Here is a 15060-nt window from a genome sequence, read left to right on the forward strand (position 1 = left end):
GTTTTCAAGGTTCATTTCGTTGGTCACTCTCGCGACAGCAACTTTTATATCTTAGCAAATCCAGTTTGTCATGTCAACAAAAAGTTTTGCTTTTTCTTTTTTGTTTGTCGCTTGTTTTGACGACTTTTGTATCTTACCATCCTCCAATAAAGTATGTCAATACAATATCATAATTTTTATTGAAGAAAAATAAACTAGTTCATGGGAGGTTGTATAACCAGTTGAAGAAACGTATTTTTTTAACCTTAATCAGTGTGTTCGTTTTATTCTTTTCTATTCAACAGAAAGAGCAATGGGCTTCCGTTTTCCGTGTAACAGAACAACCCGACGTTCTCATGAAAGGTAATCATGGAATGACACTGACTGTGGATTTGTCTTTTGGGAGAGAAGATGTCGATGAATGGATTACAAAATTAGAGAAACCATATCCACTTCTATTTCTTGATGCAGATTGGATTGAGCGTTCTCCTTTAATCGTAAAAAAGATTAAAGAAAAAAAGATTCCAGTAGGTTTACTCGGGCAGAAAAGCAAACAATATGAAGAAAACCCAGAATTATTGGGAGAAGAAATCGAACGTTTCAAAACAGCATTCGGAGATATCCCTCTTTGGTACCGTACATATGATCACGTTTTTCCAGAGCCATTAAAAACACAAGTTTGGGATTTCCAAATGAATATGCTCAGCGCAAACGTCAACTGGACGACTGGTAATGCTCCTCCAATTCGTCAAGGAGATATTGTATCCGTTCCTTTACACCAAGAAACTCGTGTCGAGCTTAAAGAACTGATTACCTACCAAAAAGCGCATCCTTTCGTTTCTATAGAAGAAACCCTCTTTGGATATCAAACACAAACGAAAACATTCCCATAAAAAAGCGATGCACAGAAGCTATTGTAACTCCTGAAATTTCTTTTATACTTTGGGACATAAAAAAGGACATCCAATTTCGGATGTCCTTTTTTCATGCTTTTGCTTTTTCAACTTGAGCGCGTGCTTTTCTTCGCTCTTCTAATTTAACACGGTCTGCATCCGACTTTGCATTGTATTTAGGCAATTTAAGAATTTGGTATGCATTTACCGCTAATAATGGGAACAATAACAAAGTCACATATCGATCTACTTCTTTTTCGTCTACCATCAAAACAGGTAACCATTCTAAAGTAGTGATAACAATCATAAAAAATAATGCTGAAATGAACGTGTGTTTTTTTGTCCATTTAGCTTTTAAGTATGCAACAACCAATCCGGTGACCAATAGTATAGTCAATAATCCCAAGTACAATAGCATTTGTGACTTAGTCTCAGCAAGGGGCATAAATCGGAATTTAATTAAGTCAAAAATGACTAAGGCAATAATTAATAACTGTACCCAATTCCATAAAGTGAGCGTTCTAAAAATATTGACGCCGAATTGATGAACAGTTAAATAGGCGAAAAACCCCATTTGACTCAAAACACTCATTGTCATGCCAAGAAACACAAACCATAAAAAACTGGCTGCGAATTCCGTATACTCACCACTTGCAACATATGGTGCAAATGCATCTTCCCATCGAATAAATAAACCAAGTACACCAGTAACAGCTCCGCCGATCATTAGTGCCTTGAAGAAAAATATAACCCAATTTCGTATCGTCACAGCAAAAAATCCTCCGTTTTTCTCGAGTTCCTCTTCTGATTGTATCAACGAATAAGTAAAAAATCTATTTTACGAAGAGTTATCTACATATTCTCAGCGATTTTGTGAACAATAAATGAAAAGGTCAGTGCGAGAAAAGAGGTTGAGTATGCGAAAATGGATAATTCTTTTAGGTGTCGTCTTATTGACGGCCTGTGGTGGGCAGCAACAAAGTAATCCTTCTTATGAAGAAACGAAGAAAATGGTCACGGATACAATGCAGACTGAAGAAGGCAAAAAAGTAATGCGCCAAATGCTTTCGGATCCTGAATTCAAAGAGCTGTTAATTTTAGAACAAGAAGATGTAAAAAGCTCTATAGAAAACACATTGCTTTCTAAAGATGCTGAAAAGTTTTGGAAGGATACATTTAAAGATCCGACTTTCTCCGAAACATTTGCTAAAAGCATGAAAGAACAGCAACAACAAATTATGACCGATTTAATGAAAGATGCTTCTTTCCAAAAGGAATTAGAGACGTTCTTTGGACAACCTGACATGCAAAAACAATTAGAAACCATTTTACAATCAGCAACGATGCGCAAAGAAATTGAGGAAATTGTGCAAGAGACCGTAGATAGCCCGCTTCTGAAAACAAAATGGCAAGAGTTGATTAAAGCAGCTGGCTTAGCGGAAGAAGAAGAACAGAAATCCAAGTCTGCAGGAGATTCCGGTGGTGCCAAGAAAGAAGAAGGCAAGCAATAATTTTAATCAAAAACCCCCGCTAACCATTTAGCGGGGGTTTAACCATTATTTTTTCAGTTTTTGAATAACTTTAGAAGCAATTTCTTCATAAATTTTACCCGTTGTGTGTAAACGTGAATAAACAGATGGCGCAAAATCTTCTTCGTTCCAATCAGGTTGACCTAATGGAATTTGCCCAAGAAGCTCAGTTCGAAGCTCTTCAGCAAGTTTAGGTCCGCCACCTTTACCAAAAACATACTCTTTTTCGTTAGAAGTTTTTGATTCGAACCAAGCCATATTTTCAATAACACCCAATACTTCATGATCCGTTTGAAGTGCCATTGCACCAGCACGTGCTGCTACGAATGCCGCCGTTGGATGTGGTGTTGTGACAACGATTTCTTTTGATGCTGGAATCATTTGATGAATATCAAGTGCCACGTCACCTGTTCCAGGTGGTAAATCAAGCAGCAAATAATCAAGCTCGCCCCACTCAACATCTTTAAAGAATTGATCCAAAACTTTCCCAAGCATCGGACCGCGCCATACTACAGGCGCGTTATCTTCTACGAAGAAGCCCATTGAAATGACTTTAACGCCAAAGCGTTCAACTGGAATAATGCGGTTACCTTCAATTTTTGGACTTTGTTGTATGCCCATCATATCTGGAACACTGAATCCATAAATATCTGCATCGATTAATCCAACTTTTTTACCTAAACGTGCTAAAGCAACTGCTAAATTGACGGAAACCGTAGACTTCCCTACGCCACCTTTACCTGAAGCTATCGAAATGAATTCCACTTTATTTAATGGGGACAGTAAATCCTGAGCTTCAGATTCTGTTGCCGTTCCACGGAATTGTGTTAATACTTCTGCAGGTAATTCTTCAAAGCGAATTCCCACTGTACCCACACCCGCTTGTTTTAATGCGTCTACAACTTTCATTTGAAGTTGCATTTGTTCTGCAGTATTTGTTTTCGCAATCGCCAACTTCACGCTGACATGATTTTTTTCTTCTTTAATGGATACTTCTTTAATGCCGTTTGTTTCGAGTAACGTTTTATGTAAAAAAGGGTCCTGTAATTGCCCGAGCAGTTCGCGGACCTGTTGTTCATTCATCAATTTAGACACTCCTTCGATGTACATTTCGTCCTATAGTATATCATATCGAATAGAGGAGGTAGAATTGTTAGACTTTCTCTTGGAGTGTGTCAGATTGATAAACGGTTACTCGTTAACTTTCTAAAGTACCCCTTTAAATGGGCACTCATCTCTTATCATTGCATTGTGCTATCGACATACTCTTCAATTCCATCGGCAATCGCTTCTGCCATTTGCTCTTGGTATTCTTTTGATGTTAATAATTTCAGTTCTTCCGGATTACTTAAGAAACCAGTTTCCACTAAGACAGCTGGAACCGTTGCTTTTTTCAATAAATACACTTGCTTAATTGCCAACGCTTCACGTTCAGTGTTTCCGATATGCTCACGGATGGCCCCTTGAATGGCTTTTGCAACAGCTGCTCCACCCTCATGACCTTCTCTATGATAAAACACTTGAGCCCCGCGCCATCTTGCATCCGGTATGGAGTTTACATGAACACTAATAAATAGATCCGCATCCGAATTTACAATCATTTCTTCACGCAATTTTAAATCAGCAAGTTTTCTAGCTCGAATGGTTGGAAAAGTTGCCTTTGGATTATGCTCCGCTACTGCATCATCTGCATGGGAACGTGTCATGACGACTTCTGCACCCAACCTCTTTAATTCCTTCTCAAGCTCTTTTCCAAGTGCAAGCGTAATATCTTTTTCTACAACCTCACCCATCGAAGCTCCACCATCAATTCCACCATGACCAGGGTCCACCACAATTTTCATTCCACCTAGAGGGGCAGGTAAAAAGAATGCGCGATCAGAAGCTTGCGTTTCGTAAACCACAACCGTTACAGAAACTAACAATAAAAGTCCAATTACTATCCAGCGTTTCAACGCGTACGACACCACCTTTTACACTCACTATACGTATGTCCGAGGCAAACTATGAGCAAAAGAATGGTTGCTTTTAAGAACAAAAACCTTTTCTTAAAAAGAAAAGGTTTCATCACTTATTATGGGGTTTTCAATCGTCTTCTTTTAAATCCATGTAAACAGTGCCATCCGATTCGATTTCGGCATAAAATACTTGTTGTATTGAATTCACGCCATGTTTCTTCAATTGTTTCATTACCCACTCTTCAGTAATGCCAGCTTCTTTCAAATTTTGTGTAATGATTTTACCTTCCGCAATGATTGTGCAAGGCATATATTTCGGTACAACGATTTGTGCTTTCACATCTTGCTTCGTCGCTGATTGCTGCGCAACTTTTTTGAAAACACTCAATTCTCCGTTTGTTTCCAAGACCGCAAAATGCACATCCTTAACTGAGAAAATCCCCTGTATTCTTAGTAGCATATTTAAATCCCCAATAGGAAGGCGGCTTTTCTTAAGTTCGTGCTCCAATATCTTTCCATTCTTTATGACAATCATTGGTTTATCATCAAGTAATGACTTTGCCTTGGCAGATTTTAATGATATGTAACTAACGATTAGTGTCAGAATTGACCACCAAATCAATGAAGTTATCGCATTAAAATAATGAGTATCGTCATGTGCAACAACTTCACCTGCTATGGAGCCAATCGTGATACCGGTTATGTAATTAAAAAAGGTTAACTGGCTTAATTGTTCCTTGCCTAGAAACCGCGCAAGACCTAGCAAGACCGCAAAAGTAACGGTCGTTCTCACAATCATCTCTAAAAAACTATAATTATCCAGATCCATGCGTAACTTCCCCTTTCTCCCACTGCAACGCCTTTTTCATTATTTCCCAATGGAAGATTGCTTATTCACTATAGGGAGATGAGTTCTACAAACCTTTCTCGTTAAATTACATACGATAGCAAGAGGGGGCTTCCAGCATGAACGACGATCAGTTTCGCAAACAGATAAATTCAAAATACACGTTGCAGGACTTATTGAAAGGGCAAGACCTCGAAATCATTGCTGCCTCATTACTACTATTAGGTAAATTAAAAGTGGAATCCGTTCAACTATTTCGTAACTCCCCTACTGTTAGCGTTACATTAATCGGGAAATACAGAAATTTAAAAGATGATAAAACGAATCAGATGGCTGATTTTTTGGATAAAAACGGTGACATGACCCTTGACGAAGTGTTTGATGCCCTAAGTAAACGAATGAATAAGAAAAGGAAGTGATACATTTGAATTGTTTTGATGCTAAAAGTAATTCCACTTTTGATGGAGTAAAATTTGTGCATGTGATTTTACTTGTTGTGTTTATTTCCCTTCTAATTTTCGGTTCCAGAGATATTCCAGATGTGACATTTGAAACCGGCATCATTTGAGAAATCATATGTTAAACTCAAAAAAATGGCCGCAAACCTCGAAAGAGGATTGCGGCCATTTTATATTTGTTCGAAATCCCAGAAAATAATCGAACTTTTATATATTCAAACTCCAAACGAAATAGCTGGTACTTTTCCTTTTTTTCGTTTCATGGCAATCAGACTGGTCATCGTTCCTACACAGATGACGGTTATAAAGGATAAAACCAATGAACTGTCGTCGATTAAATAATAACCCGTAAATACAATAACGAAATCAATCATGAATATAATCACGCCCGGATTGACCTTTAAATAGTTGGCTACAATTTGTCCAAGTAAATCTGTTCCACCAATACTAGTATCATACCGAAGCATTAGCCCGATTCCAGCCCCAACAAAAATGCCGCCCATTATTGCGCTCCCTAACGGATTTTGATCCAATATATACCCCAATATTCGTAAAGGACGATAAGTTAAATCCACAATGAATGAAGAAATCAACATACCATGAATACTGTTGTATAAAAAGGACCGTTTATAAAACAAAGCAAGAATCAACACTGGTATACTCAACAAAATCACCAGCAAGCCCACTTGCATCCCTGTCAGATAATGCAAGATTAAACCCATTCCAAAAGTACCGCCATCCAACAACTCATGGTTTATCAGAAAAACGTTCACGCCGATTGCCATCAATAAACTTCCCACAAGAATTGATATGGTTTTATGTATAAAGGGCATTGCTATTCCACCTTCTTAAATTCACCGTACTAAATGTATATGATTCCTTTCCGTAAATATTTCAACTTGGAAAAAACCCGCTAACCTAAAAGATGGATTTACTTAATATTGATTAAGTAAATCCATCTTTTAACTCGTTCCTTGATTATCCGATAAAGCGAACAAGCTCTCTATTAAATTTTTTCATCTCACAATAGAACAATCCATGCCCACTGTAATAAAAAGGAATGAGTTCCGATTCTTTAATTCCTGCATGCATTAATTCACCAAATACATATGGACATACTTTATCTTGTTTCCCATGAAAAATGACGGTAGGTACATTGATTTTTTCTAAATCGTCTCGTAAATCTTCCTCTCTTAGAGCCATGAGACACATCGCAGTTGCATGACCCGAAGCTTCTAATCCTAAACTCTGAAACCAATCAATAAAACTTTCAGTTAAATATCTTGCGAAAAAAACATCACCAAAACCCGCCAGCATTTGTGGGCGATTGGCGTACGTTTCTTGAATCAATGTATTTACTTCTTCTTTGGTTTTTCCAAATAAAAAATCAGGACGTTGGGTAAAGGAAGGTGCAGCTGCGCCAAAAAGAGCCAACTTTGATATTTTATGCCCTTCGTGGCGCGCCATATAGCGTATGGCAATTGCGCCTCCCATTGAATGACCTGCTAGGATTACGTCCTCCAATTGCAACGTATCGATTACGACTCGTACGTCATCAGCCATTCGATCGTAATTATACCCATCCCAAGGACGATCAGATTTCCCAAATCCCCGATGATCGATTCCGATGCAACGATAGCCCATTGCAGGCAGCTGATCGAACTGATACTCAAACATTTTATGGTTGGCTGGCCACCCATGCAAAAATAGAATGGTCTTGCCTTTTCCGGGATTTAAATCCTCCACGTAAATATTCACATTCTCTTCAACCGTAATATAATAACCGATGTTTCTTCCTCCGTTATCATGATCTGATAAAATGCCCACTGAATTCCTTCAGTCTAAGGTGCGCCTGATTTTATACAACCTGGCGACTCATTCTGTCTACCTGGACAGCAATTCTGTCTACCTGGAAGCGTAAACTGTCTACCTGGAGCACTAAACTGTCTACCTGGCACCTTAACTAAGGTTTCCCTTTATTAACTGTTCATTTTTTTACTTTCCTGCAACAGTTTGGATTCACCGGTTTTCTCCCAATTCTCCACGATTTCATAAGCCTGTTGTGGTGTGTAGCCTTGGCCGACGAGTATACCCATCAAAATGAATTCCTGATAAATATGTGTGGAATTGATGCCCCTCTTTTCATCTTCGAGTGCTTCTTCCACTAGGAATTCAGTGTATCTGATCCAATCGTCAGGCGTGTTCCTATTCGTTGAACTGCCTGAACCGATATCCCTTGTTCGATTTTCGGTATAGAGGAAATTGTATTTAGAAGCATGCTTTAATTCGTCAGTAAGAATATTAAACACTAAGTCCCTATTTTGGCGATCAGGTAAGCCCTGCCGAATTATTCGATACTTCTCGACTGCCCTTAGTTCCCCGAATAATGCTTGCTGAATGCCTTCTTCATAGGAAGCTGGTTTAGTGAATTCTTCTCCTGGAGCATCCGGTACTTCCTGTCCGGTATACATTTTATACATTTGTTTGAACATCAGATTGTGACGAATCTCATCGTCACGTATGGAAGCAATGATGTCCTTGTCCTCTTGCGTTGGTGCCACCGAAATCAAATATTCATAAAACAGACTGTCTTCTTTTTCTCCCTGCACTGCTTCGGCCATTAACATCAGAGAGTTTTGCAGCGCCTGCATATCATATTTTTGCACTGCATAATAACCTGGATTATTCAAAGTGGTCCCCCTCATAAGTTCATCCTTGCTATTCTATGTAAGGACCTTGGAAGTGTTAAACAAAAGCCTTCCATAACCATCTCCGAGCACCAAAATTTAGACACAAAAAACCCTTCCCCACGAATGGGAAAGGGTTTTTGAAAATCCGAAGATTAACGTTTTGAGAACTGAGGTGCACGACGAGCGCCTTTAAGACCGTATTTTTTACGTTCTTTCATGCGTGCGTCACGAGTTAACAATCCTGCAGATTTCAATGCTGGACGGAAATCAGGATCTACATGAAGTAGTGCACGAGCAATACCATGACGGATTGCGCCTGCTTGACCTGTGTATCCACCACCATTAACGTTTACATGGATATCGTAGCTTCCAACTGTTTCAGTTGCTACTAATGGTTGTTTGATGATTTCGCGTAATGTTGCGAATGGTACGTAGTCTTCTACGTCACGTTTGTTGATTACGATTTTGCCTTCGCCCGGTACTAAACGTACGCGTGCAGTTGAGCTTTTACGACGACCTGTGCCGATATATTGAACTTGTGCCAAGGTTGTATCCTCCTCTATGATTATCCGCGAAGCTCATAAGCTTCTGGTTTTTGTGCTGCATGTGGATGTTCTGCTCCAGCGTATACGTGAAGTTTAGTGAACGTTTGACGACCTAAAGAGTTTTTAGGAAGCATCCCTTTGATTGCTAATTCAAGCATTTTTGTTGGGTAGTTTGTACGCATTTGTAATGCAGTACGTTTTTTCAATCCACCAGCAAATTGTGTATGACGGTAGTAAATTTTGTCTGTTAATTTTTTACCAGTCAATTCGATTTTCTCAGCGTTGATAATGATCACGTGATCACCTGTGTCAACGTTTGGTGTGAATGTTGGTTTGTTTTTTCCACGTAAGATAGCAGCTACTTCAGAAGCTAAACGACCAAGTGTTTGGCCTTCTGCGTCTACTACTAACCATTTACGCTCTACTTCGTGACCTTTAGCCATGAATGTTGTACGCATGTATTTTGTCCTCCTAATTCAATCTAATCTGATTTAAAATTTTCTATATCATCATCAACAACAAGTTTCGGGGCTTATTGTGGGGTTAATGAAATACCATGTGTCATCATATAACGTATGGAACAAAAAGTCAAGGAATTATTTTAAAACACCTGGACGTGTTGCTTCATTCGGAATAAAACACAGATTCTAAGTACAAACCGTGTGCCGGCGCGGTTTTTCCAGCCTTTTTTCGATCCATTGCTGCAAGCATTTGTGCGATGTCTCCAGGTTCACGACGACCGATTCCAACTTCCCATAAATTCCCCGCAATGATGCGCACCATATTGTATAAAAAGCCGTCACCTTCAATCACCATATGAAGTTCATCCTGCTCAGTTTCAAGCAAGTCCAAACGTCTGATTGTTCGTACTCGGTCGACGACTTCGGTGCGGGCCGAACAAAAACTCGTAAAGTCATGCGTGCCTAAAAACGCTTGAGCTGCTTCTCGCATACGCTGGATGTCCGGCTTGGTTCCAGGTATATAAACGACGTAATGACGCTTAAAAGGGCTCTCAACGTCGCCTAAACCCCATTTGTATCGATATACTTTGCCGGACGTCCCATATCGGGCATGAAAATCAGCAGAAACTTCCTCCACTGAGAGCACCCGGATATCACCTGGCAACTGAACATTCAATGCTCGTTGCCATCGATCGATAGCAAACTGCAGGTCAGTATCAAAGTGAATGACTTGTCCAGTTGCATGAACTCCGGCATCAGTACGTCCACTTGCCACAACTCGAACGGCTGAACCTTTATGCATTTTTGTGAGCACACGTTCCAATTCAAGTTGGACAGTTCGTGCATTGGGCTGTACCTGATAACCGGCAAATCCATATCCGTCATACGTAATAATTGCTTTTAAGCGTTTCAATGTCATTTTCCCTCCAGTTTTACGATCGTAGCCACCACAAAAGTAGAGCTAAAATCCCTAAGGTTACGATGACCAAACTGTCTCGCCAATCCCATTTCAATTGACGGTATCGTGTACGTCCTTCTCCACCACGGTAACCACGTACTTCCATCGCTACAGCCAAATCCTCTGCACGTTTAAACGCACTGACAAACAATGGGATGAGTAACGGAACGACGGCTTTGATACGTTCTTTGATAGAGCCTGTACTAATATCGGAACCACGGGCCATCTGTGCTTTTAAAATTTTATCGGTTTCATCCATCAAGGTTGGAATAAAGCGTAACGAAATCGACATCATCAATGCGAGTTCATGCACGGGCAATTTAAACCGCTTAAATGGATTCAACAAAACTTCCATTCCATCTGTAATCGAAATTGGCGAAGTAGTCAGTGTCAAAATGGATGTAACAAACACAAGCACCAAAAATCGAATAGAAATGAAAATACCTTGTCTCAAACCTTCTTCATATACTTCGATAAACTGCCATTTCCACAATAAATCGCCATCTTTTGTAAAGAAAATATGCAATAAGAAAGTGAAGATGAGTAAAAACATAATCGGTTTTAACCCATTGATTAAGAAATATAACCGAATACGGGATAGCAAAATGGTTACTAATGTGAACGCTAGAATGACAGCATATGTCACTGCATTGTTTGCTAAAAAGACAATCGCAATAAACAAAAAGACAAAGACCAGTTTTGAACGAGGATCTAACTTATGAACAAACGAATCCCCTGGAATATACCGGCCGAATATCATTTTCTCCATCATAAGGAATCACGCTCCCCTCGGACAGTGCGACTTAATTCCAAAGCCAACTGTTCCTCGGTCAAGCAGAGTCTGTCAAGTGGATACCCAAGTTGAGCCTCCACTTTGCGCTGAAAACGCACAACCCGTGGTGCAGCTAAACGATATTCAGCAAGTCTCTCTTCATTGCCAAAAATATCGATTGGATTTCCGCTAAGAACACATCGCCCATCATGCATGATGGCTACTCGATCTGCGTAGCGCGCAGCATCTTCCATGGAATGCGTTACCAACACCGTGGTCAATCCTTTTTCCACATGAAGTTGATGGAACAAATCCATAATTTCTTGGCGTCCACGTGGATCCAGACCGGCTGTAGGCTCATCCAAGACCAATACGCTTGGTTCCATCGCCAAAACTCCGGCAATGGCCACTCTACGCATTTGACCACCCGACAAATCGAACGGTGATTTCTCCAGTACTTCTTCAGGCAAACCGAGTTGATCAGCTAAAACACGTGCCCGTCGTTCTGCCTCTTCTCTAGAAACGCCAAAATTTAATGGACCAAACATGATATCTTTCAATACCGTTTCATCAAACAGTTGATGTTCGGGAAATTGAAAAACAATGCCAATTTGCTGACGGACCGGTTTTAAATTCTTCGCTTTCTTACCCGCCACAATGGTCAAGTCGCCAAGCTTCACTATCCCCTCTGAGGGTTTTAATAATCCATTAAGGTGTTGCAGTAAAGTCGACTTCCCTGAACCTGTATGTCCGATAATCGCCTGGTAGGTACCAGATTGAATGTGTAAATCCACATCGAACAATGCACGCTTTTCAAAAGGTGTGCCTTTGGCGTACGCATACCCTACTTGTTGAAGTTGGATGTCCATACATCATTCACCAACTCTTCTTCTGACATGTGTTCGCTATTTAACGCTAATCCATTGGCTCGCAAAAGATTGCCCATCTTCATGGCAAAAGGTAGATCCAAACCAAGTGCCACTAGTTCCTCTCCACGCGAAAAAATCTCTTGTGGTGTACCTTCCGCATACTTATGTCCGTTGTTCATGACAAATATGCGATCGGCTAGCAAGGCTTCCTCGAGATCATGAGTAATGGATAAGACGGTTAAATGCGTTTCTTCACGTAATCTGCGGACGGTCGATAAAACTTCTTCACGACCTTGAGGATCGAGCATGGAAGTCGCTTCGTCCAAGATTAAAATTCGTGGTTTTAAAGCCAATGCACCCGCAATGGCTACTCGTTGTTTCTGTCCCCCGGATAAATGATGAGGTTCACTATTTAAAAACTTTTCCATTTTCACCTGAGCCAGTGACTCATGTACGCGTACAACCATATCTTTAAACGGAACTCCGTTATTTTCCAAAGCAAAAGCGACATCGTCCTGGACGGTAGCTCCGACAAACTGATTGTCTGGATTTTGAAATACCATGCCCATTTGTGAACGAATCTCCCATAAATTATCTTCATTCAGCGTTTCACCAAGAACACGTACTTCCCCCGATTGAGGAAACAACAGTCCATTCATGAGCTTCGCCATTGTGGACTTACCAGAACCATTATGACCAACGATTGCAATCCACTCTCCATCGTTGACAGAAAAAGAAATGCCTTCTACGGCTTTACGCGCATCCTTTTCTTCTGGTGAATATGTATAGGTGACGTCTTGTAGTGATAATATTTCTGTCATCTGAATATGACCTCCTCAAACTCAGCTCGAACTCAACTCATTCTCATCAATACCTATTTTACGTTATTTAAAAATTAGTTTGAACAAGCACACAGTCACTTCTTCAACCGATATCCGAATAATGAATATTTTATCTCAGTGAAATAAAAAAGCGCGCACCTCATTCAGAGAAATGCGCTCTTCTATATCTTTTTCGTATTCGGTTGCTCAGACCGTCTACGTGAATGAGGTGCGTAGAGCTAGACGAGACGCTACCAAAAGGTCCGCTCATCGTAACGCTCTGCTTTTCATTATGTCGTATAAATCTTTTCTTTTAAAAAGAAGAGGGCGGCTACTAACCTAGAACCCTCTTCGAATTGTGATGATTAAACTAATTCAATCACTACAACAGGTGCTCCGTCTCCACGACGAGGTCCCATTTTCATAATACGTGTGTATCCGCCTTGACGATCAGCGTAGCGTGGTGCTACATCATCAAACAATTTTTGCAAAGCATAAACTGTTGATTCAGTGCCTTCTTCATCAGTAGCAGTCACTAGTTCACGACGAATATAAGATGCAGCTTGACGGCGTGCATGCAAATCTCCACGTTTACCTAATGTAATCATTTTTTCAACAACTGAACGAAGTTCTTTCGCACGAGCTTCTGTCGTTTGAATGCGTTCGTTGATAATCAAATCAGTTGTTAAGTCACGTAACATCGCTTTACGTTGAGAACTTGTACGACCAAGTTTTCTGTAACCCATAGATGTTTACCTCCTTTGTTGAATATTAATCTGTTATATCAAAAAAGTCGCTTAGTCTTCTTTGCGTAATCCTAAGCCAAGCTCTTCTAACTTCGCTTTTACTTCTTCTAATGATTTACGTCCAAGGTTACGTACTTTCATCATGTCGTCTTCTGACTTGTTAGCTAACTCAAGTACCGTGTTGATACCAGCGCGCTTCAAGCAGTTATAAGAACGAACAGAAAGATCAAGTTCTTCGATAGTCATCTCCAACACTTTTTCTTTTTGGTCTTCTTCTTTTTCGACCATGATTTCAGCAGTTTTTGCCTCATCAGTCATACCAACGAAGATATTCAAATGCTCAGTTAAAATTTTCGCGCCAAGCGAAATCGCCTCTTTAGGACCGATGCTGCCATCTGTCCACACATCAAGAGAGAGTTTATCGAAATTAGTCATTTGACCAACACGAGTATTTTCTACTTGGAAATTGACGCGTGAAACTGGAGTATATATAGAGTCGATTGGGATCACGCCGATAGGAAGATCCTCACGTTTGTTTTGATCAGCAGGAGTGTAACCGCGGCCGCGTTGTGCATACATACGCATACGCAAATGACCATTTTTACCGATTGTTGCAATATAGAGATCAGGATTTAAAATTTCTACATCACTGTCATGTGTAATGTCAGCAGCTGTAACCGTTCCATCACCTTTAACATCAATCTCAATGACTTTTTCTTCGTCAGAGTAGATTTTAAGAGCTAGTTTCTTCACATTCATAATAACTGAAGCGACATCTTCAACAACGCCCTCAATAGTAGAGAACTCATGAAGCACACCATCAATTTGAATAGAAGTTACAGCAGCCCCTGGTAAAGAAGACAAAAGGATACGACGTAGTGAATTACCTAATGTGTTTCCATATCCACGCTCAAGCGGTTCTACAACAAACTTGCCAAATTTGGCACCTTCGCTGATCTCAACCGTTTCAATCTTTGGTTTTTCAATTTCGATCATTCAAATATACCCTCCTTCAAAACATCGAATGTATAGGTTCGTTCCATCAGAAATCGATAGGTACTAAGACTTATCGGTGATTGCACAACTCAGTTTGTACAAGAAATGATGTTCTCAATCAATTAATTAATTGAGGCGCACCTATTACACGCGACGACGTTTTGGTGGTCGGCAACCGTTATGAGGAACTGGAGTTACATCTTTAATAGCTGTAACATCTAGACCAGCAGCTTGAAGTGCACGAATTGCAGCTTCACGACCAGCACCAGGACCTTTTACCGTTACTTCTAACGTCTTAAGACCGTGTTCCACAGAAGCTTTCGCCGCTGCTTCAGCAGCCATTTGCGCAGCAAACGGAGTTGATTTACGTGAACCTTTGAAACCAAGTGAACCAGCACTTGACCAAGATACCGCATTTCCTTGCATATCTGTAATCGTTACAATTGTATTGTTAAATGTAGAGCGGATGTGAGCAATACCGGATTCGATATTCTTTTTCACACGACGCTTACGTGTTTGTTGTTTACGTGCCATGTTA

The 15060-nt window shown here is 40.2% G+C and carries 20 protein-coding genes; 4 read left to right on the forward strand and 16 right to left on the reverse strand.

Annotation, left to right across the window (positions count from 1 at the left end; all coding sequences use genetic code 11):
• The first annotated feature begins 221 nt into the window (after positions 1–221).
• Positions 222–872 (forward strand): hypothetical protein, encoded by a 651-nt coding sequence (locus tag ACQKEV_RS15420; protein ID WP_427447418.1) that lies wholly within the window; start codon positions 222–224, stop codon positions 870–872.
• A gap of 91 nt (positions 873–963) precedes the next feature.
• Here the strand turns inward: ACQKEV_RS15420 and ACQKEV_RS15425 are convergent, their stop codons facing one another.
• Positions 964–1641, reverse strand: a complete 678-nt coding sequence (locus tag ACQKEV_RS15425) for a KinB-signaling pathway activation protein (RefSeq protein WP_427447671.1) — start codon at positions 1639–1641, stop codon at positions 964–966.
• Positions 1642–1789: 148 nt separating this feature from the next.
• On the opposite strand from ACQKEV_RS15425, the gene gerD reads away from it, so the two are divergent.
• On the forward strand, positions 1790–2383 hold the full coding sequence (gene gerD / locus ACQKEV_RS15430; RefSeq protein WP_427447420.1) for a spore germination lipoprotein GerD: 594 nt from the start codon (positions 1790–1792) through the stop codon (positions 2381–2383).
• Positions 2384–2428: 45 nt separating this feature from the next.
• On the opposite strand, the gene ACQKEV_RS15435 is transcribed toward gerD, so the two are convergent.
• The 3 genes from ACQKEV_RS15435 to ACQKEV_RS15445 form a co-directional block, all read right to left on the reverse strand.
• The gene (locus ACQKEV_RS15435; RefSeq protein ID WP_427447422.1) at positions 2429–3487 is read right to left on the reverse strand and encodes a P-loop NTPase; all 1059 of its coding nucleotides are present in this window, start codon (positions 3485–3487) and stop codon (positions 2429–2431) included.
• Between the two features lie 155 nt (positions 3488–3642).
• Positions 3643–4356, reverse strand: coding sequence for an N-acetylmuramoyl-L-alanine amidase (locus ACQKEV_RS15440; RefSeq protein WP_427447423.1), 714 nt, complete (start codon positions 4354–4356; stop codon positions 3643–3645).
• Between the two features lie 130 nt (positions 4357–4486).
• On the reverse strand, positions 4487–5188 hold the full coding sequence (locus ACQKEV_RS15445) for a YetF domain-containing protein (RefSeq protein ID WP_427447425.1): 702 nt from the start codon (positions 5186–5188) through the stop codon (positions 4487–4489).
• Positions 5189–5325: 137 nt separating this feature from the next.
• Between ACQKEV_RS15445 and ACQKEV_RS15450 the strand changes: the two genes are divergently transcribed.
• Positions 5326–5625: a hypothetical protein gene (locus ACQKEV_RS15450; protein ID WP_427447426.1), complete on the forward strand. Its 300-nt coding sequence runs from the start codon at positions 5326–5328 to the stop codon at positions 5623–5625.
• Between the two features lie 5 nt (positions 5626–5630).
• A complete protein-coding gene (locus tag ACQKEV_RS15455) occupies positions 5631–5774 on the forward strand; it encodes a hypothetical protein (protein WP_427447428.1) in 144 nt (47 codons plus the stop codon).
• 105 nt (positions 5775–5879) lie between these two features.
• On the opposite strand, the gene ACQKEV_RS15460 is transcribed toward ACQKEV_RS15455, so the two are convergent.
• The 12 genes from ACQKEV_RS15460 to rpsK form a co-directional block, all read right to left on the reverse strand.
• Entirely contained in the window at positions 5880–6497 is a 618-nt protein-coding gene (locus ACQKEV_RS15460; RefSeq protein WP_427447429.1) for a YitT family protein, read from the reverse strand.
• A gap of 145 nt (positions 6498–6642) precedes the next feature.
• Positions 6643–7452 carry an alpha/beta fold hydrolase gene (locus ACQKEV_RS15465; protein ID WP_427447673.1) on the reverse strand — a complete coding sequence of 270 codons (810 nt, stop codon included), beginning with the start codon at positions 7450–7452 and terminating at the stop codon, positions 6643–6645.
• A gap of 191 nt (positions 7453–7643) precedes the next feature.
• Positions 7644–8354 (reverse strand): ferritin-like domain-containing protein, encoded by a 711-nt coding sequence (locus tag ACQKEV_RS15470; RefSeq protein ID WP_427447430.1) that lies wholly within the window; start codon positions 8352–8354, stop codon positions 7644–7646.
• 152 nt (positions 8355–8506) lie between these two features.
• Positions 8507–8899, reverse strand: coding sequence for a 30S ribosomal protein S9 (gene rpsI / locus ACQKEV_RS15475; RefSeq protein WP_427447432.1), 393 nt, complete (start codon positions 8897–8899; stop codon positions 8507–8509).
• A gap of 20 nt (positions 8900–8919) precedes the next feature.
• Entirely contained in the window at positions 8920–9357 is a 438-nt protein-coding gene (gene rplM, locus ACQKEV_RS15480) for a 50S ribosomal protein L13 (RefSeq protein ID WP_269926761.1), read from the reverse strand.
• Positions 9358–9523: 166 nt separating this feature from the next.
• Positions 9524–10273, reverse strand: a complete 750-nt coding sequence (gene truA, locus ACQKEV_RS15485; protein ID WP_427447434.1) for a tRNA pseudouridine(38-40) synthase TruA — start codon at positions 10271–10273, stop codon at positions 9524–9526.
• Positions 10274–10292: 19 nt separating this feature from the next.
• A complete protein-coding gene (locus tag ACQKEV_RS15490) occupies positions 10293–11090 on the reverse strand; it encodes an energy-coupling factor transporter transmembrane component T family protein (RefSeq protein ID WP_427447435.1) in 798 nt (265 codons plus the stop codon).
• On the reverse strand, positions 11087–11959 hold the full coding sequence (locus ACQKEV_RS15495; RefSeq protein WP_427447437.1) for an energy-coupling factor ABC transporter ATP-binding protein: 873 nt from the start codon (positions 11957–11959) through the stop codon (positions 11087–11089). Before ACQKEV_RS15495 ends, ACQKEV_RS15490 begins: the two co-directional genes overlap by 4 nt.
• Positions 11935–12780 (reverse strand): energy-coupling factor ABC transporter ATP-binding protein, encoded by an 846-nt coding sequence (locus ACQKEV_RS15500; protein ID WP_427447439.1) that lies wholly within the window; start codon positions 12778–12780, stop codon positions 11935–11937. Before ACQKEV_RS15500 ends, ACQKEV_RS15495 begins: the two co-directional genes overlap by 25 nt.
• A 365-nt stretch (positions 12781–13145) precedes the next feature.
• On the reverse strand, positions 13146–13526 hold the full coding sequence (rplQ, locus tag ACQKEV_RS15505; protein WP_269926756.1) for a 50S ribosomal protein L17: 381 nt from the start codon (positions 13524–13526) through the stop codon (positions 13146–13148).
• 51 nt (positions 13527–13577) lie between these two features.
• Entirely contained in the window at positions 13578–14522 is a 945-nt protein-coding gene (locus tag ACQKEV_RS15510; protein ID WP_016429907.1) for a DNA-directed RNA polymerase subunit alpha, read from the reverse strand.
• A gap of 144 nt (positions 14523–14666) precedes the next feature.
• Positions 14667–15056: a 30S ribosomal protein S11 gene (gene rpsK, locus ACQKEV_RS15515; RefSeq protein ID WP_016429906.1), complete on the reverse strand. Its 390-nt coding sequence runs from the start codon at positions 15054–15056 to the stop codon at positions 14667–14669.
• Positions 15057–15060 lie beyond the last annotated feature (4 nt).

Origin of the sequence: Paenisporosarcina sp. NPDC076907 (assembly GCF_050269735.1) — a bacterium.
Lineage (GTDB): Bacteria > Bacillota > Bacilli > Bacillales_A > Planococcaceae > Paenisporosarcina.

What these genes read in the sequence shown, in the direction of transcription:
- rplQ (WP_269926756.1), bottom strand. Translation starts at nt 13,526, where the DNA reads ATGGGTTACAGAAAACTTGGTCGTACAAGTTCTCAACGTAAAGCGATG.
- ACQKEV_RS15490 (WP_427447435.1), bottom strand. Translation starts at nt 11,090, where the DNA reads ATGATGGAGAAAATGATATTCGGCCGGTATATTCCAGGGGATTCGTTT.
- gerD (WP_427447420.1), top strand. Translation starts at nt 1,790, where the DNA reads ATGCGAAAATGGATAATTCTTTTAGGTGTCGTCTTATTGACGGCCTGT.
- ACQKEV_RS15460 (WP_427447429.1), bottom strand. Translation starts at nt 6,497, where the DNA reads ATGCCCTTTATACATAAAACCATATCAATTCTTGTGGGAAGTTTATTG.
- ACQKEV_RS15510 (WP_016429907.1), bottom strand. Translation starts at nt 14,522, where the DNA reads ATGATCGAAATTGAAAAACCAAAGATTGAAACGGTTGAGATCAGCGAA.
- ACQKEV_RS15495 (WP_427447437.1), bottom strand. Translation starts at nt 11,959, where the DNA reads ATGGACATCCAACTTCAACAAGTAGGGTATGCGTACGCCAAAGGCACA.
- ACQKEV_RS15450 (WP_427447426.1), top strand. Translation starts at nt 5,326, where the DNA reads ATGAACGACGATCAGTTTCGCAAACAGATAAATTCAAAATACACGTTG.
- ACQKEV_RS15500 (WP_427447439.1), bottom strand. Translation starts at nt 12,780, where the DNA reads ATGACAGAAATATTATCACTACAAGACGTCACCTATACATATTCACCA.
- rplM (WP_269926761.1), bottom strand. Translation starts at nt 9,357, where the DNA reads ATGCGTACAACATTCATGGCTAAAGGTCACGAAGTAGAGCGTAAATGG.
- ACQKEV_RS15445 (WP_427447425.1), bottom strand. Translation starts at nt 5,188, where the DNA reads ATGGATCTGGATAATTATAGTTTTTTAGAGATGATTGTGAGAACGACC.
- rpsK (WP_016429906.1), bottom strand. Translation starts at nt 15,056, where the DNA reads ATGGCACGTAAACAACAAACACGTAAGCGTCGTGTGAAAAAGAATATC.